Origin of the sequence: Paenibacillus sp. B2(2019) (assembly GCF_008370385.1) — a bacterium.
Taxonomy (GTDB): Bacteria; Bacillota; Bacilli; order Paenibacillales; family Paenibacillaceae; genus Paenibacillus_AQ.
Genome location: NZ_VTZR01000024.1, coordinates 436,129 through 457,014, shown reverse-complemented (window position 1 = coordinate 457,014; position 20,886 = coordinate 436,129). Strand labels below are relative to the sequence as shown.

Sequence of the window (20,886 nt, the reverse complement as noted above, 5' to 3'; positions counted from 1 at the left end):
CTGTTCAAATCCTATCGAAATATCTGCACCTCGTCTCAAGGAAGAGCGGTATTCTTATACCGCCCTTCCTTGTAGAGTGATTAATAAGATCGATGACGTTCTTTTCAAGAAACGCCTCCGTCTTCCAACCACTCCGCTATACGAGGAACCATTTGATCCGTAAGCATATGCTCCATTTTCGGGCCAGGCAACGAATAGAGGAAATACTTCCCATAGTGAGATTCGATCACCCTTGTGTCATACACAATAACAATACCCCGATCTTGCGCTGTCCGTACCAGCCTCCCAAATCCTTGCTTGAAGCGAATAACCGCCTGAGGAACAGACAACTTCATGAACGGATTCTTTTTCTGGGCTTGTAATAACTCAGACTTCGCTTCCGCTAGGGGGTGGTTTGGCGGTTGAAATGGGAGCCTCACGATGGCCAAGCATGTTAATGCTTCACCTGGAATATCTACACCCTCCCAAAAGCTGCTTGTTCCTAACAGTACAGAAGCTGCACTGTCCTGAAAACGGCGGATCAGCTTGCTACGGCTGCCCCCCTCCACGCCTTGACCTAGCACCGTGATCTCTTGTGAGGCTAGAGCCTCTTTCAGAGGATCGTAAACCTGGCGTAGCATCTTGTAAGAAGTAAACAGGACAAGCATCCGCCCACGTGTTGTAATAGCTGCTTCTGCTAGTGACTGTACGAGTGTATCGACAAATCGTGCATCGCCTACACTCCCCTTCACACTAGGGAAATCCCGCGGAATAACTAACAGCGCCTGCTCCCGATACTTAAAGGGAGAAGGCAGGAGTGATGTCATCAGACGTCCCTCTTCCGCAGCTTCATTAAGTCCGAGATTATCAATCATAAACTGGAAAGATTTATCGACAGAGAGTGTCGCCGAAGTTAGCACGATACTTTTCTTCTTGTCGAAAAACAGCTCCTTAAGCTGAGTACTAACATCAACAGGAACGGCATACAACTGTAGCGATTTACTGCGATAATTTCCATTCGCCTCCAGCCAATATACTACATTCTCATCATTTAATCCCATAAAAAACCGTACTTGCTCACGTATAGAAGCTAAATCCTTAAATAAGCCGCTAATATCGGTAACTAGACTATCTGAGGAAGATTGACCTTCTTGATCTCGCATCTCATTAAGCATTTTATCACCTTTACGGATAATTTCGCTTAATGTCAGATTCATAGTATTCTCTAAAGCAACCAATTCATCCCAATCTTTCGGTTTACGGGTAGGAAGTAGCCGCATGACTAACTGGCCGGCTTCTCCCGCCGCTGCATCGCTACGTTCCGGCAAGAGGCTGAATAGTTTATCACTAAGCAGATCCCAGGTTTCTTTTACGGTAAGCAGGTCCGGATAGATTCTATCGATCACTCCGCTCCATTCAGAAGCTTCCTCACTGCCTGATGACTGAAGCATTTGGCGAAGTGTAGGAAGTTGGCCATTTCGACTATCCTTATAAAGACGCGATAGTGTATGTGCCACCGTGAAATGTTTCATATGCATGCCTAAATGCTTGCCAGCCACGTCCTCCAGATGATGGGCTTCATCTATTACAAGATGTTCATAAGCCGGAAGTAGTTGATGCCCAGCCTTAACATCTGCGAAAAGCTTAGAGTGGTTCGTAATAACCACGTCTGCAATACCAGCTTCATGCTTAGCCCGATGATAATAACACTTACGGAACCAAGGACACGAGCGACCCAGACAAGAATCGGTATCGCTTGCCACCGTCTCCCAAAAATCTCCGCCACGTCCACTTAGATTGAGCTCTTCGTCATCTCCTGATTCACTTTGTGTCAGCCAAACGATCATCTGAGCCGCAGTAAGCGCATCTTCCCTCGGACTTATAAAGTCTTTTTTATTAATTTTATGTTCGAACTTACGAAGACACAAATAATGCCCTCTGCCCTTAAAAATTGCAGCTTTAAATGGAAAAGGAACTACCTGCGTTAACAAAGGAATATCACGCTCACGCAATTGATCCTGCAGATTAATAGTATGAGTGCTGACCATGACTTTTTCATTAGTGCGTACGCTTTGGTATATGGCAGGCAATAAATAACCAAGGGATTTACCGGTTCCTGTCCCTGCTTCGATCAATAGATGCTTGTCTTCGGCAAGTGCCGTCATCACCTCATTGATCATAATATCCTGAGCTTCTCGGCTTTCATACTGTGGCAAAGTTTCTTTAAGTCGTTTCGTTACTTCATCCATATAATCTGTAAAAGATAAATTGTGTAGTGGATTCTCAGCATGCTCGTCTCGAGGTGGAGCTAATTCATTCCAGTCTCCTACAGCAAGCGCTAATTGACGATAGAAAGTCAGATCACCTTCGGGCTGAAGCGTCTCCGCTTCCCGTTCACGCAGCAGACCATCAAAATACCAACCCAGATCACTATCCTCTTCCGTAAACAGCTCACAGAGTCTCTGAATCGTCAGCAGAGGCAAATCGTAGAGCTCCTCCAGACATTTCAGCAATACAAGAGCAGTTGCGAGTGCATCACTGTCTGCCTGATGCGGACGATCATGCGTCACTCCAAAATGTGCACTAACTGATCCTAGTTGATAGGATGTGAGGGAAGGAAAGCAGATTTTCAGAAAATCAATCGTATCTAAAATCCGCCCTTGAAATGGTAAATACCCACATCGGTCTAAAGCATTTTGCAAAAAATGGAAGTCAAATGCGACATTATGCCCTACAAGCACAACATCATCCAAGAGTGGGACAAGCTCCATCATCATCTCATCCAGCTCAGGTGCATCCTTTACATCATCGTCGGTAATCCCCGTTAGACCAGTTATAAAAGGAGGTATCGGCGTTCCGGGCTTGACGTAGGAACCATATACCCGGGAGATGGACCGGTCTTCTTCTATAATTGCAAGGCCAACCTGGATAATTTCACCCACGGATTGGGTTCCCGTTGTTTCAAAATCAAGCACGGCAAATTTCATTATAATTCTATTCCCTTTCAATTGAGACTCTTAATCAGCATAACAGAAGTTGCGAAAAAAGGCGATGCACACCACTGGTTCAGGGGATGCATCGCTTGAATGAAAATGCGGAATAATAAACCGTAAACGTAATAATTTACAATAATGAAACAAGCTGATTTCCGAAATGAAGCTTACCTCCTCGGCGGCGGCAAACCTCCAAATTAACGGTTGGTTCAGGAAGTGCCGGGTCAAGTTGCAAAGAAAGGCCAAACAGCTCCTGCGCTTCATTGAAACGTTCTTGAGAGGCCCTGATGCAACCTAAAGCGTTATAAACCATTGCCTTCAGCTTGGTTTCCCGTATCAAACCGAGCATATGGTTCAGATGATTCCAAGCAGCTTCCCCCTCCCCTTCCTGCAGGTAAGAGATGGCTAAATATAATCGAGCAGCCAAGCTATCCGGATATTGCACAATAACTTCCTTAAACTGTTCAATACATTTCCCATACATCAGCAGCTTATAATACCCCTGACCTCTAACAAAAGTATCCATGCACAGCTCGGGTGCTTCCTGTTCTGGCACTTCCTCTTCAACCACAGTCGTAAAATCTACACTTTCACGAAAGTGACTTAGCTTCTCTGCAAAGGCCAGCCATTCATCCATCACTTTATCACTAAGTCGATGCAGCATATTATAATTGCATAAAAGCTCATTCCGGCGGGCACCCTCCGCTGTAGGGTAATCTGTAACGATCTCCTGAAGCACCTTGTTCATTTCAGCAAACAAATGTTGAAACATGGGCTATCCCCCCTTACTGAAGATGAAATCAGTTCAGCTTGCCTGACTTCATTTTCTGCGAGAACGGGGTCTTTCATCCCTGCCATTCATTACATGGCGTAAGTCCATAATTTAAGCGATTGTAGCATGCAATTCATGATCAGCCAGCTTCACTGGTCTGTTGTTCTCATCCACGAATACCACCGTTGGCTTATGCGACTCCAGTTCTTCCGAAGACAACATCGCATACGAAATAATAATTACTGTATCTCCCGGTTGAACAAGACGTGCAGCTGCACCATTTAGGCAGATCACACCACTGCCGCGAGGCCCTGGAATAACATAGGTTTCTAACCGTGAACCATTATTGTTGTCCACGATCTGCACTTTTTCATTCTCAAGAATATCTGCCGCTTCCATTAAGTTCTCATCAATGGTAATACTTCCCACATAATTCAAATTCGCTTCTGTCACCGTCGCGCGGTGAATTTTGGATTTCATCATATGTCTAAACAAGAGCGGCAACCTCCTTTGGAATAAATACATTATTGTCAATTAATCGCGTTCTGCCAAACTTCACGGCAAGCGCTATAATAATTTCCCCATTTACATCCGTTAATAAAACTTCGTTCTCTAAGCCTTCCAGATTAGGGAAAGTCAGTAATTCCGCATAATCAATGACCGCCAAAGGAGAGCTGGAAATAACCGAGGTCAACAATTCCCGCACTTCAGCAACGGTTGTTACTTTTCCTTCTTCAATAGACTGACGTGCTTCACGCAAGGAACGAGATAACACCAGTGCTTGAGAACGTTCCTCTGGAGATAAGAATACGTTACGCGAGCTAAGTGCAAGTCCATCTCCTTCACGAACGATAGGGCAAGGTACAATTTCAACATTCATATTCAAATCAGATACCATTCTGCGGAGCACAGCTACTTGCTGAGCATCCTTTAGCCCGAAGAAAGCATAATCTGGCTGCACGATATTGAATAGTTTATTAACAACTGTTGTTACGCCATTAAAATGCCCTGGACGCGAAGCCCCACAAAGTCGAGTGGTAAGCTCTGATACCGAGACAGTAGTCCGGGTAGGCTGCGGATACATTTCTTCCACACTGGGGATAAATACAATATCGACACCTTCGCGTTCCGCAAGCTCCAAATCACGCTCTTCATCGCGCGGATAGGAATCATAATCCTCATTCGGTCCGAACTGCAGCGGGTTCACAAATATGCTCATAACGACCGTGTTGCTCATTTCTCCTGCCCGCCGAAGCAGACTGGCATGTCCTTCATGCAGGTATCCCATGGTTGGAACAAACCCAATCGGGGTATGCCCACCTTGTCTCATATATTCCAAAGCTTCGCGCAGTTGCTTAATGCTTCTGACGACTCTCATCTTATTCCCCATCCTTTCCGGCACCGCCGTATAAAGATTCCAGAACGGTTTCATCTGCTTTAAAAACATGACCTTCATCTGGGTACGAGCGATCCTTCACTTCTTGCACATATTGGCTGATACCCTCACGAATCAGGCTACCCACATCCGCGTAGGTTTTGACAAAACGTTTCTCACGGTAGGGTGAGGCATAACGCAACAAATCATGGAAAACCAATACCTGTCCATCACAATAACGACCTGCACCAATCCCAATGGTCGGAATGCTCAGTGCCTCAGAAATTGCTTGTGCTACTTCTTCTGTCACCAGCTCCAGTACCACTGCAAAAGCACCTGCTGCTTCAAGGGCCTTAGCTTCATCCATCAGACGTTTTGCATCTTTGGCGTCCTTGCCTTGAATGCGGTAGCCGCCAATCATATTTACCGATTGTGGTGTAAGTCCAATATGCCCCAGCACAGGAACTCCCGCAGCTACAACCGCAGTAACTGTCTCACAAATTTCGAGACCGCCTTCCATTTTGACGGCATGAGCCCGCCCTTCCTGCATCAGTCTGCGCACACCCCGCAAGGTTTCATCTATACTTCCGTGGTAGGTCATAAATGGCATATCTGCCACAATGAATGTTTTTTGTGCGCCCCGAGTTACCGAACGAGTGTGGTAGACCATATCGTCAATCGTAACAGGTAAAGTTGTATCATATCCAAGTACCACATTTCCCAGGGAGTCACCCACCAGAATAAGATCGATACCGGCTTCTTCAGCAAGTAGAGCCGATGGGTAATCATAAGCAGTCAGCATGCTTAACCGCTCACCATCTGCTTTCATTTTTTTCATTTTCACAATATTAAGTGCTTGTTTGTTTGCCATTTCTCTCTTCGTCCTCCTTTTTGAAATTACATCCCCGTAAAAATCGCAACAAAAAAACCTTTTAGCAACGATTTGCTAAAAAGGTCCGAAGGGCAAAAAAGAGTCACTCGCGATCGTCCCTTCTGTCTCGGTCCTTACGGCTCAGAGCAGAATCCAACGTAACCGTCTAACGCAGTTATGAAGGTGATTCCAATAATAAAACCATTATAAGTACATCAGATCAAGAGTACAGTTCGCAAAACGATACCGCCTCTGCCCCATAGTATAACAAAAAGGACTCGGAAATACACGAAAAAAATATGACAGGGGATGACACCCTGTCATATAAAAAAGATTTATAAAAGCTCGATTTCACCTGAGCATACGCTAGAAATCTCTCCTGCGCTGTTTTTAAGGATTAGTCCACCTAACTCATCCAAACCTACCACAACGCTTTCAGAGCGTCCCTGAGGGCTATTCAGAGCGATTTGGCGACCCAAAGTAACTGACATCGACTCCCACAGCTCTTTGATAGGTTTAAAACCTTGTTCCATGTAAAGATTGAAATGCAGCTCTAACTCATTCAATACAGCTCTTACCAGCTCCGAACGGTCAATAGGGACACCGCCCCGCTGAATCCGAAGAGAAGTCGCTACTTCCTTCAGATGATCAGGATAATCGTCTTCAGTCAAGTTCGCAGAAATTCCAATCCCGGCGATGCAATAATGAAGCTCTCCTTCTCTTAGCGAAGACTCGAGCAAAATTCCACATATCTTTCGACCGCCCGCAAGCAAATCATTTGGCCATTTAATCCCAGCGTCTACTCCGGTTACAAGGCGAATTGCCTTACAGACTGCAACCCCAGCAAGCAGTGTTAACTGAGGAGTCTGTAACAAAGGTAAATTCGGACGCAATACAATACTCATCCAAATGCCTTTGCCACGAGGAGAAAACCATTTCCTACCCATTCGCCCTCTAGCACCGGTCTGTTCTTCAGCGATTACGGTTGTTCCTTCTGGTGCACCGTTTTCCGCCAATCGTTTGGCTTCCTCCTGAGTAGATACGACAGACTCCAGGAGCTGAACTCTGTCTAGCCAATTCGAATCAGAAGCTTCCTGCTTCAACCCGGTTAGCGACAGCGCTTTTTCATAGCTCATGTCCATCCATCCTTTTTGCTTCAAGCAGCAATTCTTGTTTATTGTTAAGAAGATCTCCCGAAGCAGTCGCCTGCAGAAGTGCACTCAGCATATTGCCAAGCCAAGGTCCTGGACGTTTCTCAAGCACTTCCGCCAACTCATTGCCTGTAACAGCAAGCTCCGAGAGACTCTTCAATGGCATTTGTGCGATCCACTCTCTTGCAGGCACTGCTGGGGCGGTGATAGCGGGCGAGTCTTTTGAGACCGCTTGGGTGTTGACAGCGGGTGAGACTTCCGAGTCCGCTGGCGAGTTCGCAGCGGGAAGGGCAGCTGCTGGCAGGATCGCCAGCAGCGAGAGCCACCCTTCGGCGGCTTCCACGCCGAAGGTCAGCACGGCGGCGATCCAGCGCCGCCGCAGTAGATCCGTGCCGCCCGGTTCCCCCGGCGGCACAGCCTCCAGGGCAGCGGTCCAAGCTTCGCGGACCCGCAGCACCTGGACGACGCTGGTACGCGTCGTCCCAGAGAACGTCCATGCCCGCAGCAGCTCATCGGCCTCCTGGGCCGACTGCTTCAGGGCATGGAGGAGAAGCGCCCACCGCAGGTGGGCGCTCTCCAGTTCCCCTATCCCGGCCGTTAAGGCGGCAGCAGCCGCCAGATCGGTTCCGGTCCAGGGGAACGGGGCTTTGCCGCGCGCGAGCAGCTCACAGCGCGCTAGCATAGCAAGGCCGCGCCGAGGATGCGGCCCCTCTACGATGCGGTCCAGCTCCGCGCGGACACGCTCCACAGCAATATGCGCCAGCTTATCTCGCTGACGCAGGAGCCCCCTCCACGTATTCTTAGCGATGGAGAAATCTAACACCGATGCGAAACGAACGCAGCGAAGCATGCGAAGCGCATCCTCATCGAACCGTTCCTCTGCATCACCCACACAGCGGATCACACGGAGAGCTAGATCCTTCTCGCCTCCGAAGGGATCAATCAAATCTCCACCCAGCCCGCAGCATATCGCGTTAATCGTAAAATCACGACGACGAAGATCTTCCTTCACATCACTAACAAATTCAACATGGTCCGGACGACGATGATCGACATATCCGCTTTCAGTTCGGTATGTCGTCACCTCAAATCCATGCCCATCCTGAAGCACGGTGACCGTCCCATGTGCTAGCCCTGTCGGAATACTGCGTGCGAAGATGGCTATCACTTCCTCCGGCACTGCTGAAGTTGTAATATCCATATCATGCACTGGCCTACCCAATAGCTCATCGCGAATGCAGCCTCCAACCCAAAAAGCCTCATGGCCGTTTTGCGTTAGCTCAGAAATTACATTTTCCGCCGCAAGAGCCATAGCAGATGGCGCCATTTTCCATTTCATTACGAACTCCTTACCCCCTGACTGTATCCAGTCTAGGTACCTTGCGCCCGAGCACACGGTAATATATATCCTCATACTGACTTGTAATCGAATCCTTACAGAAATCTTTGCAGGCCGTTTCCAGACAAGCTTGTCTGAACTGCTCCACCATGCGATCATCCGATAGGAGTTTGATTGCATATTTCGCCATAGTTTCTGTATCACCAATTGGAGCAATGAATCCTGTCTTGCCATGTTCTATGAGCTCCGGAATGCCTCCGGTTTGCGAACCTATAGTCGGAACACCACAGGCCATCGCTTCCAGGGCGACCAGACCAAAGCTTTCCTTCTCAGAAGGTAACAGAAGAAGATCAGCCAACGAAATAACTTGAGCAATCTCATCCTGTCTTCCTAAGAAGCGGACTTTATCATCCAGACCCATTTCACTGATCTTAGCTTGAATCTTAGGAAGATCCGGCCCTTCGCCAACAAGCAGCAGACGTGAAGGGATTTCACGATTCACTTTAGCAAAGATATCGACAACATCGCTTACCCTTTTAACTGGGCGGAAGTTACTGATGTGCATCAAGATCTTCTCCTCAGGAGAAGCAAAATCTTCTCGCAGATTCGATACATCCCGTGGATAATAGACACGATGATCAACGAAGTTATAAGTGAGGTCGATCTCGCGCGTAATATCCAGCACTTCTCGTGTTTCTCTAATGAGATCCTTCGATACGGCTGTTACGGCATCACTTTCATTAATTCCAAGACGGATTAGATCTTTTAGCGATTCATCCTGTCCAAGTACCGTAATATCAGTGCCATGCAAAGTCGTTACAACTTTTATATCATTACCAAGCATCTGCTTAGCAAGGAAAGCACAAACAGCATGCGGAACGGCGTAATGAACATGCAACAGATCTAAATTCTGCATTTTGGCAACCTGAGCCATCTTCGTAGCAAGTGCTAAATCATAAGGAGGATATTTGAATACATAATAATCATTAACCTCTACCTCATGGTAAAATATATTTTTCTGGAATTTCCCTAGCCGAAACGGAATGCTGTGTGTAATAAAATGAACTTCATGTCCCTTCTCGGCCAAGAGTTTTCCTAATTCAGTCGCTACTACGCCTGAGCCGCCAAGAGACGGATAACAAGTGATGCCTATTTTCAAACGATCCATATTCCGTCCCCTTCTATACCTTATATAGTTTGATCCCCTGTAGTAAACAGATCTACTGCATATGGAACTTTTGTTGCAAACCCTTCCGCATAGGGAATAAGTCTCCGCTGTCCAAGCAACATGTCTCTGGAACGAACACGTTCAATATAACCTTCCGTTAGCGGTGTGGATACAGCATCGGCACCGAGCGGCTTGGTGAACTGGGAGCGATAGCAGGACAACGCCTGCTCCTTCAGCCCATATTGTTTAGTAACATCTACAATAAGATCCGTACGTCCTAGATCGTTTATAAAATAAAAAAACAGCTGTGGAGCCGGAACTGCCGGCTTGTCCGGCATATATTTACGTAGTTTAGCATTAAAAACAGCCTCTTCTACTAACTTACTGCACGCAATATGATCCGGATGACGATCTTCCCAATAAGGAGCAAAAACAATCGCAGGAGCAAACCGGCGAATTTCTGCTGTCACAGCGGCCACATGCTCTTCTGTTATAAACAGCCCTCTGTCAGATAAACCCAAATTCGTCCGCACAGACACGCCAAGCAGATCAGCAGCTTGCTGTGCCTCTTCCATGCGTAGCTCTACAGTACCGTTCGAGGACATTTCCGCAGCTGTTAAATCGCACAGACCTACTTTTAGTCCTGCAGCGGTATGCTTCGCAATCGTACCTGCCATTCCGATCTCCGCATCATCCGCATGAGCCCCAAATACAAGAATGTCCAGCTTCATTCATCAACACCTGGTTTGTATTTATGGACGAGTTCACGCCAAGCAAAGTCACCACGATCAATCGCCTTCACAAGCACCTCAGCTGTTGCGATATTCGTTGCTACAGGGATACCATATACGTCACATAGACGAAGTAAAGCTGTAATATCTGGTTCATGTGGCTGTGCCATTAATGGGTCGCGCAAGAAAATAATAAGATCCAATTCATCTTGGGCTACCATTGCCCCAATTTGCTGATCTCCACCCAATGGTCCTGACATATAGCGATGAATCTTCAAGCTAGTCACATCCATGATCCGTTGGCCAGTAGTCCCCGTAGAAAATAGTTCATGACCTACAAATACATGCTCATAGGCTAATACAAAATTTACGATTTCATCTTTTTTACGATCATGTGCAATAAATGCGATCTTTAACATGGTGTTCTCCCCTGTCTATTCTATAAAGTGCTCAAATCCATAGATCAAGCCAGTGTATCCCATTACCTTTTGAATACCCATCTTAACGCCTGGCATATAGCCTGCTCGCTCATAAGAATCATGCCGGATTTTTAAGGATTGTCCGAACCCACCAAAAATCACTTCTTCTTGGGCAAACACACCAGGAAGACGGACACTATGTATCCGGAATCCATTATAGTAACCCCCACGCGCACCCTCAATCGTTTCTTCTTCTTTAGGGTTTCCTTGACGAAGCTCTTCCCGTACTTCTGAAATCATCTCTGCTGTTTTGACTGCAGTTCCGGATGGAGCATCCAGTTTTTGGTCACCATGATACTCGATAATCTCCAGATGTGGAAAGTATTTTGAAGCTTGAGCCGCAAATCTCATCAACAGAATAGCCCCTATGGAGAAGTTCGGAGCAATAAGTCCACCTATCCCCTGGTCTTGACACTGCTTGTCCAGTTCCACAATTTGCTCCGGTGTGAATCCGGTTGTACCGATAACCGGACGCACCCCATATTTAATGGCTAGCACTGTATTCATATACGCTGATTGTGGTGTAGTGAAATCGACCACAACATCTCCGTTGCTTCCCGCGAGGGCAGCCTCAAGATCTGAAGTTACAATAACTCCTGAGTCTTCGAGACCTACTAGACGGCCTGCATCTATATCCATTGTTGAACGATCTACCGCAGCCGCTAGCTCCAACTCTTCGTCCTGCAGCACAAGTTTAACAACCTCTTTACCCATTCTCCCGCCTGCACCGGATACGATAACTCTGATCTTGTTGCTCATATTTTTTCATCCTCGCTTTCACTAGTTATATAGTTACTGCATATACGATTGTATGGATTTCTGAAGGTCTACCATCAATTCTCGCAAGCCAGAATCATCCGGATGTAAAGAAATCACTTCTTTCAAGGCGGCCATAGCCTGCATATGTTCATTCACCCGACTATGTGCGATGGCAAGCCATACATAAGCATCCCCATATAATGGATCAAGGGTGATGGCCTCTTTAAGTAGCGTAATCGGATGATACGGGTTATGAGTTTTGTTATCTTCATCTTCTATCAACCGCTTAGCTTCCTGTACATGCATCATAGCTTGAAGATGCTGTAGATGTAGACTATACTCAGGTTTGCTGCCATCTAACTTCATAGCCACCTGAGCATGAACTAAAGCTTTATCTAGCATACCACTGCGGGCATACGTTATGGAACAACGATATCTGACTTCAGCATCAGCCGGACTTGCTGCAATCGCGGCTTCAAAGCAAACAATAGCTTCTGCAAAGTCACTACGCAATATAGAGCGATAGGCTTCTCTTACATAATCCCTTTGATCCATATCCTCACCATCCTCACGGCTAAATCCCGTTCGTTTGGTACAGCATATGTTATAGAGGCCTAATCGGTGTCTTTTAGTGTCCAACGACCAGCGTCTCGGGTATTAAACTTATGCATGACCTTATTATGTGCTTCAGTCAGATCAATCCCAAGAGAATTTGCAAAACAAACAGTAATAAACAAAATATCTCCCAATTCAAGCTCTATAGAATTCTCTGCTTCATCAGATTTCTTCGGCTTCTCACCGAATTCATGATTGACTTCCCGCGCCAACTCTCCGACTTCCTCGGACATGCGGGCTAACATAGACAGCGGACTGAAGTATCCTTCTTTAAATTGCGATATATAAGCGTCTACTTCACGCTGAATGTCACCAAGACTTTTGTCCATAAAATGTATCTTTGCCCCCTCTGTATATCTTGCCTTCTGTTTGCCCCTATGTTATCGTAAAGACGTTTTGAAGACAAATCTTTTTTGAATATTTTAACACCCGCAAGAAAAGGTATACTTATTATAGGAAAAGAAAAACTGCCTAAACAAGGCCTAACGAGGGATTCCATGAATTCAAACAAGGTAATTTCAATCAGCAAAACAGTTGCCCCTATCATGCTCGGAACCGCAGTATATGCATTCGGACTACTGTATTTCATCATTCCCAGTCAACTAATGGAAGGCGGCGTAACGGGAATCACACTGCTGCTTAATTATGCCTTTGACATTCCAATCTTTTTAACAACACTCCTTATCAATCTCCCATTGTTTCTGCTCGGTTGGAAAGTTCTAGGCGGCCGCCAAATTGTATACACAGGGGTAGGAATCGGATCTTTGTCCCTTTTCTTGTGGATCTTCGAAAGATTGATCTCTGCTGGATGGATTGTTCCTTTCAGTACCGAACATGACTTTATTCTTGCTGCACTATACGCAGGGGTAACACTTGGAACCGGGCTTGGGATTGTGTTCCGTTTTGGTGGCACTACAGGTGGCGTAGACATTGTGGCAAGAATTCTGGGACGGAATTTCGGCTGGAGTATGGGGCAGATTATTCTGGCCATCGACATTTTCATTATCGGCTCTTCCATCTTCTATATTCCCAAAGAAAAAATTCTATACACACTCGTTGCAGTGTTCATCGCATCGCGTGTCATCGATTTTATCCAGGAAGGCGCTTATGCCGCCAAAGCATTTACAATCATTAGTGATGAGGCACCCCAAATTGCTGATCTAATAACTGCTGAACTAGAACGAGGTGTAACACTCATCCCTGCAATCGGTGCGTATTCTAAGCAAGCCAAACATATGGTGTACTGTGTAGTTTCAAGGCAGGAAATTCGCCGTCTTAGTTTACTGGTCAAATCGATTGATCCGCACGCGTTCGTAATTATTAGCGATGTGCACGACGTACAAGGCGAGGGATTCAGAGAAACATAAAATATCCCCACAAAGTGGGGCCTTGCTTCGATACGTACTCAGGTACTTTGCGGGGGCCCAAAATATATAAGTTTTGATTCGTTAAAAAAGGAGCGGAGGACTCTCCCCCGCTCCTTTTGCTTATTTATATAACCATTCCACTAAATTGGTTTGAAGTTCTGATTCTCTCCACGGTACTTACGATAACCCGCATAAGCTAATACAGCGATAATAAACCCTGCGGCTAGTCCTCCCCAAATCCCAAATTCTTGTGAGGCCAGGGGTACTGACAAAGCCGGCTCATCCTTCTCTTTTCCGAACATTACCCGCACAGTATCCTGACCATAAGACACAATTTCAAGCAAACGGGCCCGTTCGATTTTTTGTGAGGAAGAAGGAATGCCTGCGGCATATGAGAGCCAAGAATCAAATGCATTTACAACTTCAGGTTTCCGAGAGACGATCACCGCTGGCCGGATATTTTCATACCTACCCTGTAGCCTCTCTACAGCCGTTTTCCATCCCGTCAGATCATTTGTAGCACCACTTTGCTCCATCGCATTTAAATCCTCGCGAATTAGCTTATAATACTGAAGCCAAATGGGTTGTCCGGGTTGATTCAGACTGTTGGCAGCTAATCGTAACCTGGTAGCTGTAGCCTCCAATTGCTGCTGAGATACTTTTGCACTTGCCACAGCAGCCTTCAGGTCCATAATGACCCCTGACAACGCATTAATGCCCTCTACAGAGGTCATTCCTTCAAAAGAAGAGGACACTATGATCCTAGAGATCTCTTCGGTCTCTTGTCGGACCTTCATCACATCCCCTTCCAAGACATACCCATACAATGCCTCAGCGGCTAGTTCTAGCTGCTGTGCTCCAGTCTTTCCGCTCATCACTGTCAAACCGTTGCCCGAACTAACGTCGGCGCTTTGCTTCGAAACCTTGCCAGAACCTTCACCAGCATTCCCTTGCGCTGCTGAAGCTTTTTCAACATTCATGCTGGTCAGTAACCAGCAAAACACTAGAATAACCAACACATAATATCTCCCTCGGAGCATGAGACATCCCCCTCCTACCTAAGAAGAAACGACGTTGTCGTCTTTATTAGACGATATTCGTTTCTCGTAAAATTATAAGGATAAAGTATAGTATAAAACTTATACTTCTTATAATTCTAAATGTATGGCAGGCGGACAAGGGTTAGAACTGCTTACTAGAACCTGTTCTTAAACTGATAGATAGAGTCTACTGGTCTTTGTCTACTACTAAACAACCAAGCAACAATTACACTAAACACCGTAAGCGCCATCGTGAAATATTGCACCTGTGTGACATCATCATTCAGTACAGAAGGTAACCATGGGTATATTCCATAGGAATAGTCCAGCATATCGTTAGCAAGGGTCCAGAACAGCGCTAGCGGAATCATTTTGCGGAAAGAAAAGAATCGTGCATAGATCAAAGCTTCTACCGCCATCCCCAAATGAGAGATCACCAGCATCCAGTCTTTCCAAACCAGAATATCTCCTTGATAACCTCCAGCAAAAATCATACTTACTGCCCAAATCCCATACTTCACAGACGTCACAACTGCTAACGCCTCAATAAGCTCCCTTACATTGTTTCCCGTATAGCTTTTTGGAGGAAAGAGCATTAGCAACAGCGCCAAGGTAAAGAACAAGCTCGCGGTTGGACTATCTGGAACAAACGGGAGCAACCAAAGCGGAAAGTTAGCCGCCGTGAACTCCAATTGATTGCCATACCATATGTAGCCATAAATGGTACCGAGAAGATTCACAATAAATAACAACCAAATGATTCCTCGGTGCTTAAACAGTTTATCAAGAACGGACATACAGATCATTAACCTCCCAAGTAGTGGCAACTTTACATTTAGACATACAAAAACCTGACCGCAGTTTCGATCAGGTTTTGCGTTATTTTTATTTTACTGTTCGCTTTTTTGTTTGGCAAGCCAGTCTGCCAAGGCATCAATGTCTTGATCCGAAAGCCCCGCTCCCAGAGCAATATCATACATCTTCGGCATCTGTCCTTGACCCTCTTTTATAATAGTAAGGATTGCTTCTTTATCATGGGTGTCCCCAACGCCGCGAAGTGAAGGCCCGCCTGCCCCTTTCAAATCCGCCGCATGACAAGAGATGCAAGTAGCTTGCTTAAACAGCCCCATAGCCGGATCATCCTTATCTACAATCGCTACTTCCTTTGCCTTAACTGCACTCGAGGTTGGAAGCCCCTTCGCCCTATTCTCTGCCGCCTTCTCTTCCCGTTGAACATCTTCAGGAATTTGACCAGTTTCAGCCATTTCATGTTTGTATTCCGTCCAAGCGGTATTTGTTAAGTACACAATCGCCGCTAGCGATAAGAACATCAATGATGAAGCGATCGGTCTACGATAGAAGCGACGTTCTCTGCCCGTGTCAAGAAATGGTGCTAAAAGAAGTGAACCAAAAGCTACACCGGTTACACCTAATGTACCCAGAACAATATAATCACCTGAAGCATAAGGAAGCTTCAAATACTGATAGAGAAACAAGAAATACCAGTCAGGAATTGGGATAACCGTAGCACTCGCGTTCGCTGGAAACCCTAGCGGCGCTGGCTCTGAAATAGTAAGCACTAATATTCCTACAAGTACAACGACGCCAACCATCCATTCTTTCAGTAGAAAGTTAGGGATAAAGGCTTCCGATTTACCAGGATAGGCTGAATAGTCTGGAGGTGTGATAAATCCATTGCCTTTACGAACTCTGGTATCACCGACATATACAACCTTTTCCTTAGAATTGTTTCCATGTGCCATCCGTATTCCTCCTCTCTCAGATTAACTTACAACGGTCCAGAAATCCCTTGTCTGCGGATCATAATAAAGTGTCCTACGAGCAGACTAAGAAGCACCGCTGGGAGGAAGAATACATGTAGTGCGAAGAATCGAGTCAACGTTTCTGCACCAACAATCGTACCGCCTTGCATAAGTTCTTTCAATACGGGTCCCATCACTGGAACAGAATTAGCAATTTCGAGTGTTACCTTAGTCGCAAAGTAAGCTTTATTGTCCCAAGGCAATAAGTAACCCGTTAAACCGAGCCCCAACATTACGAAGAAGATGAGCATTCCAACTACCCAGTTCATCTCACGCGGAGCTTTATAAGAGCCTGTAAAGAAGACGCGCATCGTATGAAGGAACATCATAACAATGACAAGACTGGCACCCCAGTGATGCATTCCGCGAACAATTTGTCCAAAGGCAACACTAGATTGTAAATACTCAACACTTGCATAAGCATTGATAATATCTGGAACATAATACATCGTTAAGAACATACCCGATAAGATCTGAATCACTGTAATAAAAAAGGTCAGTCCGCCAAAACAATACACAAACGCAGAGAAGTGATGGGCCGGGTTAACATGCTCAGGAACCTCGTGGTCGGCCACGTCTCTCCAAATTGGCGTAACATCCAAACGTTCGTCAATCCAGTTATAGACATTTTTAAACATTAGAACCTACGCCTCCTCACTAGCTACTGTATTAGGCACAATATCACCCAAAAGAACCCACCCGTTATCAAATTTCGTTTTATACTGATCAAGCGGTTTTGGAGCTACTTCGAGATTTTTGCCGAGTTTGGTATAACGCGCACCGTGGCAAGGACAGTGATACTCGTCCGGATGTGCCTTATCATTGTTCCATCCAACCGTACATCCTAAATGTTTACAAATGGGTGAAAGCGCATAAATATCACCCTTTGCGTCTTTACGGATCCACGCAGTCAGCGTCGCTGTGCTGTCGTACCATCCGTCTTTCTGTTTCAATTCAAACGTAAACTCTTGGGGCTCTTCGGTGATTTTGCTAATTTCAGCAACCTTTATAAAATCACCTGCGCCCTTCTTATGTAATATTGGGTCCACGACAAAACGGACCATTGGGAGAATTGTACCTGCCCCCATAAAAGCAGTAGCGCCACCTAGCGTGTAGGTCAAAAATTGCCTGCGCGACATCTCTTTACGGCTGGGTGGTTGTTCAGGCCAAATATCCTGTTGATCATTATGGCTGCTCATACTGTTATATAACCCCCTTCTCAAGATATAAGAAAGTATCTAAGGTGTCCGATCAGAGATGCCTTACTATAAATAATCCGTTTTCAAATCTTTTCAATGAAATACATCACATACCATTTCGATTCAACCTAATAATAGCTTAGGCACTAAAACCCGTCAAGAATATTGTCTAATTTGTGACAGGCCAAAAAGTGATTTTCACTTACAATTGTTGATTTTCTGTCACATTTAAAAGAGACTCACCGTCCCCACATCTTTTGAATTTTCATACCAATATCACTATTAATCTTACCTTCCAGAGAGCCCTCAATGATAGGCAGAGAGAGTACTAAATCGCTTTCAAAAATTTCTTGTTCCAGAAGTGCTATATCTGCTGTTAACACCACGGCATACTGGAAACCACTGGATTTGACTTTTCGGCAAACCTCATTAATTAGATCGACATATCCTTCCCCTCCATACTGAATCGCCGGGTAAGTTACAATCCGTCCCTTAAACGGTATTTCCACCAAATCCATAAAATCACGTAATCTTTCTAATGCTTGAACCGTCTCAGGGGGACTCTCGGACCCACTTAATCCTGTAAAAGGTATGAGACAAGTATCATAGAACTTTCGATTTTCTTCCCACTGTTCAACTTCAAAATCACTGAATTTCATTAATGTCATCTCCCTATTTGCGATCCTTCTTCGCGTCCACTTTTCACAAATTTGCCCGATGTTATAAATCCCATTATATTGAAAGAGGAGGACAAACGTCTAGATTTAGATTTTCACTAGTCTCCCTTCACCTCTAATTGATACAGAAAGTGAGTTGAACAGGTACCTATTTAATAAAAAAAGAAATGCGCTAAGCGCATTTCTTTATGCCAAACTTTTAAGTTCTTCTGTAAGATTTCGAAAAGCCAATTTATCTCCTGTAGCCAGCGCCGTGTCAATCTCACGGTGCAAGATGTCGGAGCGACGCTTTCGCAGCGCTTCATCCCACACCATTTCTGCCGCAAGTCCTAGCATCACTTCGTACGTAGCCTTCATTTTGTCCATTCGATACACCTCCGCTGTTTAAGAGATCCTTATTGCTTTAATATTTTGATATCCATCAAGATGATTTTGTTTTCGGTTTCAAAAGTGACGGCACCTACTAAATCATATTCAACAATCCTGTCTACGTTCTACATATTTACCCATTCTGATCAATACTTCATCTATTGTTCCTATCAACAACCAAAGCGAAGTCCTCATCTACGTATGTAATCCCCATAAGCATTTGCTTGTATGCCTTCATACTACTATAGATGTTTAGGCACGGCTATCTCCATCCCCCACGGCGTCATCATCACAGTGAGACCAGCAGTAGTCTCCCCTAATTTAAGCATCCCAAGGTGCACCATCATCCGAATAATTCGTTGCTCCAGAATAGAGGCAGCATTGTCATAATAGAACGGTTTAATTAACCACCCAATACCATCCACTAATGAAGGTACGCTCACCCAATTCCCAGCACTAATGCTTACCCAATACACAAGTGAAGGCAGGTTTGGTACAGCCCCCTTATATAGTTTTAACCAAAAAGAGAATATCTGCATCAACGAGTCACATTTTCCATCGGCTAACACTGCCTCTCCTGTCGCCGTAAGCCTTAGCCGAAAACCTTCTTCAGTGATCCAGCGGCGATGACGAACATAATCATACAGGAGGGCTAATCTAGGTGGATAATGCTCACATGCCCTACCATAACCAAATCTCCAGCCGCCTTTGCTAAGAAGATCCTCCGGAATATGAAGTGCATTCATCACTCCTTGCTGATACCGCCTATACATTGCCCCTTCCTGATTAAGCTCTGGCTCATTTTCCTTGATATATCTCAGAAGCATAACCAGATCACTTAATAACAATTCTCCTTCATTTCGATACATGGCTGGTTCAGAGCTAACCGCAACCTTATCCTTGATATGTGCGCTCATCGTCTCACGAAAGCGCTCTTTCAAGTCTTTAGGCACTTGGAACAAGTATCTGGTTTGCTGGGAAGAACCGCTAAAGAGCCAGCCTCCGCTTTTGAAACGAGACACCATTTCTCGGAAGCCTCCGGTCTTTCCTTCTGGAGCATCAAAAGAAGCCTGTCTAGCTACAGCCAACAAATCTTCCAGACTAAAGTAGCTGCGTTCATCAAAAAGTAATGTATTCAGAAACCGTAGATCCTCCGGAGCACATTCCCGGATATGAGACTCCATAAAACTTCTGCTTCCAAGCATAATCAAAATACTCTGGATCAAGTCATGTTTGGAATTCTGCTTGCATTCACACCGGTAGCGTCCCGCTATGGCGGTCAGCTGTCCAATATCTGCATAAGTGAGCATATCCGCCAGATTCATGTTTTATCGCCTCACCGTTTTACTACCATTATGGGAAATACAGCCCTTTTTATTCCCCTTTGCGCAAAAAAAATAACCCGATGCACGGGTTAACGCTGATTTTGCAGGATATGGCGAGTACAATTATATAGAATAGGGTTCCATTCCCGTTCTTTCTTCTCCAAAATTGTCAGGGATAAATTCCCAATTCGCTCAGAATACTTATCTTTGTAAAATGCAGTATACAGTTGAGCGAGGAACCCTCCATGAGATATGACTAGTATGTTCCGATTGGGATGCTGCGCAGAAATATCCTCCATAAAGGCAAGTGCACGTGCTTGAAGCTGTTCGTCAGTTTCTTGACCAAGTGAAAGCTGACTCCAATCTTTCCCCCACTTCTCTTCACGCTCAGCGGCAGTAAGCCCTTCTACTTGCCCGTAGGCACGTTCCCGGATCCGATCATCAGGATCAAGCAACGGTACATTTAATTTATCAGCGATGATCTTGCCTGTCTCTGCTGCCCGGGAAAGGTTACTTGTAATGCAATAATCCCAGCGATACGGCTCTTGTAATAAGCGGTCAGCAAGCATAGCAGCTTGCATCCGTCCTTCATCATTAAGCGGAATATCACTTTGCCCCTGTATCTTTCCAATTGCGTTCCAGTCCGTCAATCCATGGCGTATCAAGCCGATTAGCATATTGCCTCCCCCTTTTCACCCAAGTATTTGTCTCTTAATGTAACATGGATGAAATAAAAAGTCTTCTTTTATGCGTATTAGAATACAAAAAAGCCCCTTATCTTTACATAAAGGGACTACTACACCGTTCTTAACACTATTATATACTGCAATAGCTAAGTCATACATCAATAGACC

23 protein-coding genes are annotated in these 20,886 nt (G+C 45.3%); 1 reads left to right on the top strand and 22 read right to left on the bottom strand.

What is annotated here, in order from left to right; genetic code table 11:
• Positions 1–104: 104 nt before the first annotated feature.
• The 13 genes from dinG to PAENI_RS23315 all read right to left on the bottom strand — a co-directional run bounded on the left by dinG (position 105) and on the right by PAENI_RS23315 (position 12,561).
• Positions 105–2,966 (bottom strand): ATP-dependent DNA helicase DinG, encoded by a 2,862-nt coding sequence (dinG, locus tag PAENI_RS23375; protein WP_042190117.1) that lies wholly within the window; start codon positions 2,964–2,966, stop codon positions 105–107.
• 136 nt (positions 2,967–3,102) lie between these two features.
• A complete protein-coding gene (locus PAENI_RS23370; protein WP_149646832.1) occupies positions 3,103–3,744 on the bottom strand; it encodes a tetratricopeptide repeat protein in 642 nt (213 codons plus the stop codon).
• Positions 3,745–3,855: 111 nt separating this feature from the next.
• On the bottom strand, positions 3,856–4,239 hold the full coding sequence (gene panD / locus PAENI_RS23365) for an aspartate 1-decarboxylase (RefSeq protein WP_042129504.1): 384 nt from the start codon (positions 4,237–4,239) through the stop codon (positions 3,856–3,858).
• Complete coding sequence (gene panC / locus PAENI_RS23360; RefSeq protein ID WP_149646831.1) at positions 4,232–5,122, bottom strand: pantoate--beta-alanine ligase; 891 nt, start codon at positions 5,120–5,122, stop codon at positions 4,232–4,234. The genes panD and panC overlap by 8 nt, the downstream gene beginning before the upstream one ends.
• 1 nt (position 5,123) lies before the next feature.
• The gene (panB, locus tag PAENI_RS23355; RefSeq protein WP_042190123.1) at positions 5,124–5,990 is read right to left on the bottom strand and encodes a 3-methyl-2-oxobutanoate hydroxymethyltransferase; all 867 of its coding nucleotides are present in this window, start codon (positions 5,988–5,990) and stop codon (positions 5,124–5,126) included.
• A gap of 335 nt (positions 5,991–6,325) precedes the next feature.
• A complete protein-coding gene (locus tag PAENI_RS23350; protein ID WP_149646830.1) occupies positions 6,326–7,126 on the bottom strand; it encodes a biotin--[acetyl-CoA-carboxylase] ligase in 801 nt (266 codons plus the stop codon).
• On the bottom strand, positions 7,116–8,453 hold the full coding sequence (locus tag PAENI_RS23345; protein ID WP_316502927.1) for a CCA tRNA nucleotidyltransferase: 1,338 nt from the start codon (positions 8,451–8,453) through the stop codon (positions 7,116–7,118). Before PAENI_RS23345 ends, PAENI_RS23350 begins: the two co-directional genes overlap by 11 nt.
• 37 nt (positions 8,454–8,490) lie before the next feature.
• Positions 8,491–9,648, bottom strand: coding sequence for an N-acetyl-alpha-D-glucosaminyl L-malate synthase BshA (gene bshA, locus PAENI_RS23340; RefSeq protein WP_042190128.1), 1,158 nt, complete (start codon positions 9,646–9,648; stop codon positions 8,491–8,493).
• A 20-nt stretch (positions 9,649–9,668) separates the two neighbouring features.
• Positions 9,669–10,379, bottom strand: coding sequence for a bacillithiol biosynthesis deacetylase BshB1 (gene bshB1, locus PAENI_RS23335; RefSeq protein WP_149646829.1), 711 nt, complete (start codon positions 10,377–10,379; stop codon positions 9,669–9,671).
• Positions 10,376–10,798, bottom strand: a complete 423-nt coding sequence (locus PAENI_RS23330; RefSeq protein WP_042129517.1) for a methylglyoxal synthase — start codon at positions 10,796–10,798, stop codon at positions 10,376–10,378. Before PAENI_RS23330 ends, bshB1 begins: the two co-directional genes overlap by 4 nt.
• Positions 10,799–10,813: 15 nt before the next feature.
• Positions 10,814–11,617 carry a 4-hydroxy-tetrahydrodipicolinate reductase gene (gene dapB, locus PAENI_RS23325; RefSeq protein ID WP_042190132.1) on the bottom strand — a complete coding sequence of 268 codons (804 nt, stop codon included), beginning with the start codon at positions 11,615–11,617 and terminating at the stop codon, positions 10,814–10,816.
• Between the two features lie 33 nt (positions 11,618–11,650).
• Positions 11,651–12,172, bottom strand: a complete 522-nt coding sequence (locus PAENI_RS23320) for a tetratricopeptide repeat protein (RefSeq protein ID WP_149646828.1) — start codon at positions 12,170–12,172, stop codon at positions 11,651–11,653.
• Between the two features lie 59 nt (positions 12,173–12,231).
• Positions 12,232–12,561: a nucleotide pyrophosphohydrolase gene (locus tag PAENI_RS23315; protein WP_076278338.1), complete on the bottom strand. Its 330-nt coding sequence runs from the start codon at positions 12,559–12,561 to the stop codon at positions 12,232–12,234.
• A 168-nt stretch (positions 12,562–12,729) separates the two neighbouring features.
• On the opposite strand from PAENI_RS23315, the gene PAENI_RS23310 reads away from it, so the two are divergent.
• Positions 12,730–13,599 carry a YitT family protein gene (locus PAENI_RS23310; RefSeq protein WP_042190138.1) on the top strand — a complete coding sequence of 290 codons (870 nt, stop codon included), beginning with the start codon at positions 12,730–12,732 and terminating at the stop codon, positions 13,597–13,599.
• Positions 13,600–13,739: 140 nt separating this feature from the next.
• Here the strand turns inward: PAENI_RS23310 and PAENI_RS23305 are convergent, their stop codons facing one another.
• The 9 genes from PAENI_RS23305 to PAENI_RS23265 all read right to left on the bottom strand — a co-directional run bounded on the left by PAENI_RS23305 (position 13,740) and on the right by PAENI_RS23265 (position 20,709).
• Complete coding sequence (locus PAENI_RS23305) at positions 13,740–14,639, bottom strand: sporulation protein YpjB (protein WP_149646827.1); 900 nt, start codon at positions 14,637–14,639, stop codon at positions 13,740–13,742.
• 155 nt (positions 14,640–14,794) lie between these two features.
• Positions 14,795–15,436 (bottom strand): DUF1405 domain-containing protein, encoded by a 642-nt coding sequence (locus PAENI_RS23300; RefSeq protein ID WP_256716306.1) that lies wholly within the window; start codon positions 15,434–15,436, stop codon positions 14,795–14,797.
• Between the two features lie 93 nt (positions 15,437–15,529).
• Positions 15,530–16,402, bottom strand: coding sequence for a menaquinol-cytochrome c reductase cytochrome b/c subunit (locus tag PAENI_RS23295; RefSeq protein ID WP_042190142.1), 873 nt, complete (start codon positions 16,400–16,402; stop codon positions 15,530–15,532).
• A 26-nt stretch (positions 16,403–16,428) separates the two neighbouring features.
• Complete coding sequence (gene qcrB, locus PAENI_RS23290; protein ID WP_042129529.1) at positions 16,429–17,100, bottom strand: menaquinol-cytochrome c reductase cytochrome b subunit; 672 nt, start codon at positions 17,098–17,100, stop codon at positions 16,429–16,431.
• 6 nt (positions 17,101–17,106) lie between these two features.
• Positions 17,107–17,661, bottom strand: a complete 555-nt coding sequence (locus PAENI_RS23285) for a QcrA and Rieske domain-containing protein (RefSeq protein WP_042190144.1) — start codon at positions 17,659–17,661, stop codon at positions 17,107–17,109.
• A gap of 239 nt (positions 17,662–17,900) precedes the next feature.
• Complete coding sequence (locus PAENI_RS23280; protein WP_149646826.1) at positions 17,901–18,320, bottom strand: DUF2487 family protein; 420 nt, start codon at positions 18,318–18,320, stop codon at positions 17,901–17,903.
• 204 nt (positions 18,321–18,524) lie between these two features.
• Positions 18,525–18,704: an IDEAL domain-containing protein gene (locus PAENI_RS23275; protein WP_042129535.1), complete on the bottom strand. Its 180-nt coding sequence runs from the start codon at positions 18,702–18,704 to the stop codon at positions 18,525–18,527.
• A gap of 245 nt (positions 18,705–18,949) precedes the next feature.
• On the bottom strand, positions 18,950–20,032 hold the full coding sequence (locus tag PAENI_RS23270; protein WP_042190148.1) for a hypothetical protein: 1,083 nt from the start codon (positions 20,030–20,032) through the stop codon (positions 18,950–18,952).
• 89 nt (positions 20,033–20,121) lie between these two features.
• Positions 20,122–20,709 carry a histidine phosphatase family protein gene (locus tag PAENI_RS23265; RefSeq protein WP_042190151.1) on the bottom strand — a complete coding sequence of 196 codons (588 nt, stop codon included), beginning with the start codon at positions 20,707–20,709 and terminating at the stop codon, positions 20,122–20,124.
• Positions 20,710–20,886: the final 177 nt, after the last annotated feature.

Coding starts and splice junctions, on each gene's coding strand:
- PAENI_RS23330 (WP_042129517.1), bottom strand. CDS start 10,798: ATGTTAAAGATCGCATTTATTGCACATGATCGTAAAAAAGATGAAATC.
- dinG (WP_042190117.1), bottom strand. CDS start 2,966: ATGAAATTTGCCGTGCTTGATTTTGAAACAACGGGAACCCAATCCGTG.
- panC (WP_149646831.1), bottom strand. CDS start 5,122: ATGAGAGTCGTCAGAAGCATTAAGCAACTGCGCGAAGCTTTGGAATAT.
- PAENI_RS23265 (WP_042190151.1), bottom strand. CDS start 20,709: ATGCTAATCGGCTTGATACGCCATGGATTGACGGACTGGAACGCAATT.
- panB (WP_042190123.1), bottom strand. CDS start 5,990: ATGGCAAACAAACAAGCACTTAATATTGTGAAAATGAAAAAAATGAAA.
- dapB (WP_042190132.1), bottom strand. CDS start 11,617: ATGAGCAACAAGATCAGAGTTATCGTATCCGGTGCAGGCGGGAGAATG.
- PAENI_RS23300 (WP_256716306.1), bottom strand. CDS start 15,436: ATGTCCGTTCTTGATAAACTGTTTAAGCACCGAGGAATCATTTGGTTG.
- PAENI_RS23295 (WP_042190142.1), bottom strand. CDS start 16,402: ATGGCACATGGAAACAATTCTAAGGAAAAGGTTGTATATGTCGGTGAT.
- PAENI_RS23270 (WP_042190148.1), bottom strand. CDS start 20,032: ATGAATCTGGCGGATATGCTCACTTATGCAGATATTGGACAGCTGACC.
- PAENI_RS23370 (WP_149646832.1), bottom strand. CDS start 3,744: ATGTTTCAACATTTGTTTGCTGAAATGAACAAGGTGCTTCAGGAGATC.
- PAENI_RS23315 (WP_076278338.1), bottom strand. CDS start 12,561: ATGGACAAAAGTCTTGGTGACATTCAGCGTGAAGTAGACGCTTATATA.
- PAENI_RS23285 (WP_042190144.1), bottom strand. CDS start 17,661: ATGAGCAGCCATAATGATCAACAGGATATTTGGCCTGAACAACCACCC.
- PAENI_RS23280 (WP_149646826.1), bottom strand. CDS start 18,320: ATGAAATTCAGTGATTTTGAAGTTGAACAGTGGGAAGAAAATCGAAAG.
- PAENI_RS23350 (WP_149646830.1), bottom strand. CDS start 7,126: ATGAGCTATGAAAAAGCGCTGTCGCTAACCGGGTTGAAGCAGGAAGCT.
- PAENI_RS23275 (WP_042129535.1), bottom strand. CDS start 18,704: ATGGACAAAATGAAGGCTACGTACGAAGTGATGCTAGGACTTGCGGCA.
- PAENI_RS23345 (WP_316502927.1), bottom strand. CDS start 8,453: ATGGCTCTTGCGGCGGAAAATGTAATTTCTGAGCTAACGCAAAACGGC.
- PAENI_RS23305 (WP_149646827.1), bottom strand. CDS start 14,639: ATGCTCCGAGGGAGATATTATGTGTTGGTTATTCTAGTGTTTTGCTGG.
- PAENI_RS23310 (WP_042190138.1), top strand. CDS start 12,730: ATGAATTCAAACAAGGTAATTTCAATCAGCAAAACAGTTGCCCCTATC.
- PAENI_RS23320 (WP_149646828.1), bottom strand. CDS start 12,172: ATGGATCAAAGGGATTATGTAAGAGAAGCCTATCGCTCTATATTGCGT.
- bshA (WP_042190128.1), bottom strand. CDS start 9,648: ATGGATCGTTTGAAAATAGGCATCACTTGTTATCCGTCTCTTGGCGGC.
- qcrB (WP_042129529.1), bottom strand. CDS start 17,100: ATGTTTAAAAATGTCTATAACTGGATTGACGAACGTTTGGATGTTACG.
- bshB1 (WP_149646829.1), bottom strand. CDS start 10,379: ATGAAGCTGGACATTCTTGTATTTGGGGCTCATGCGGATGATGCGGAG.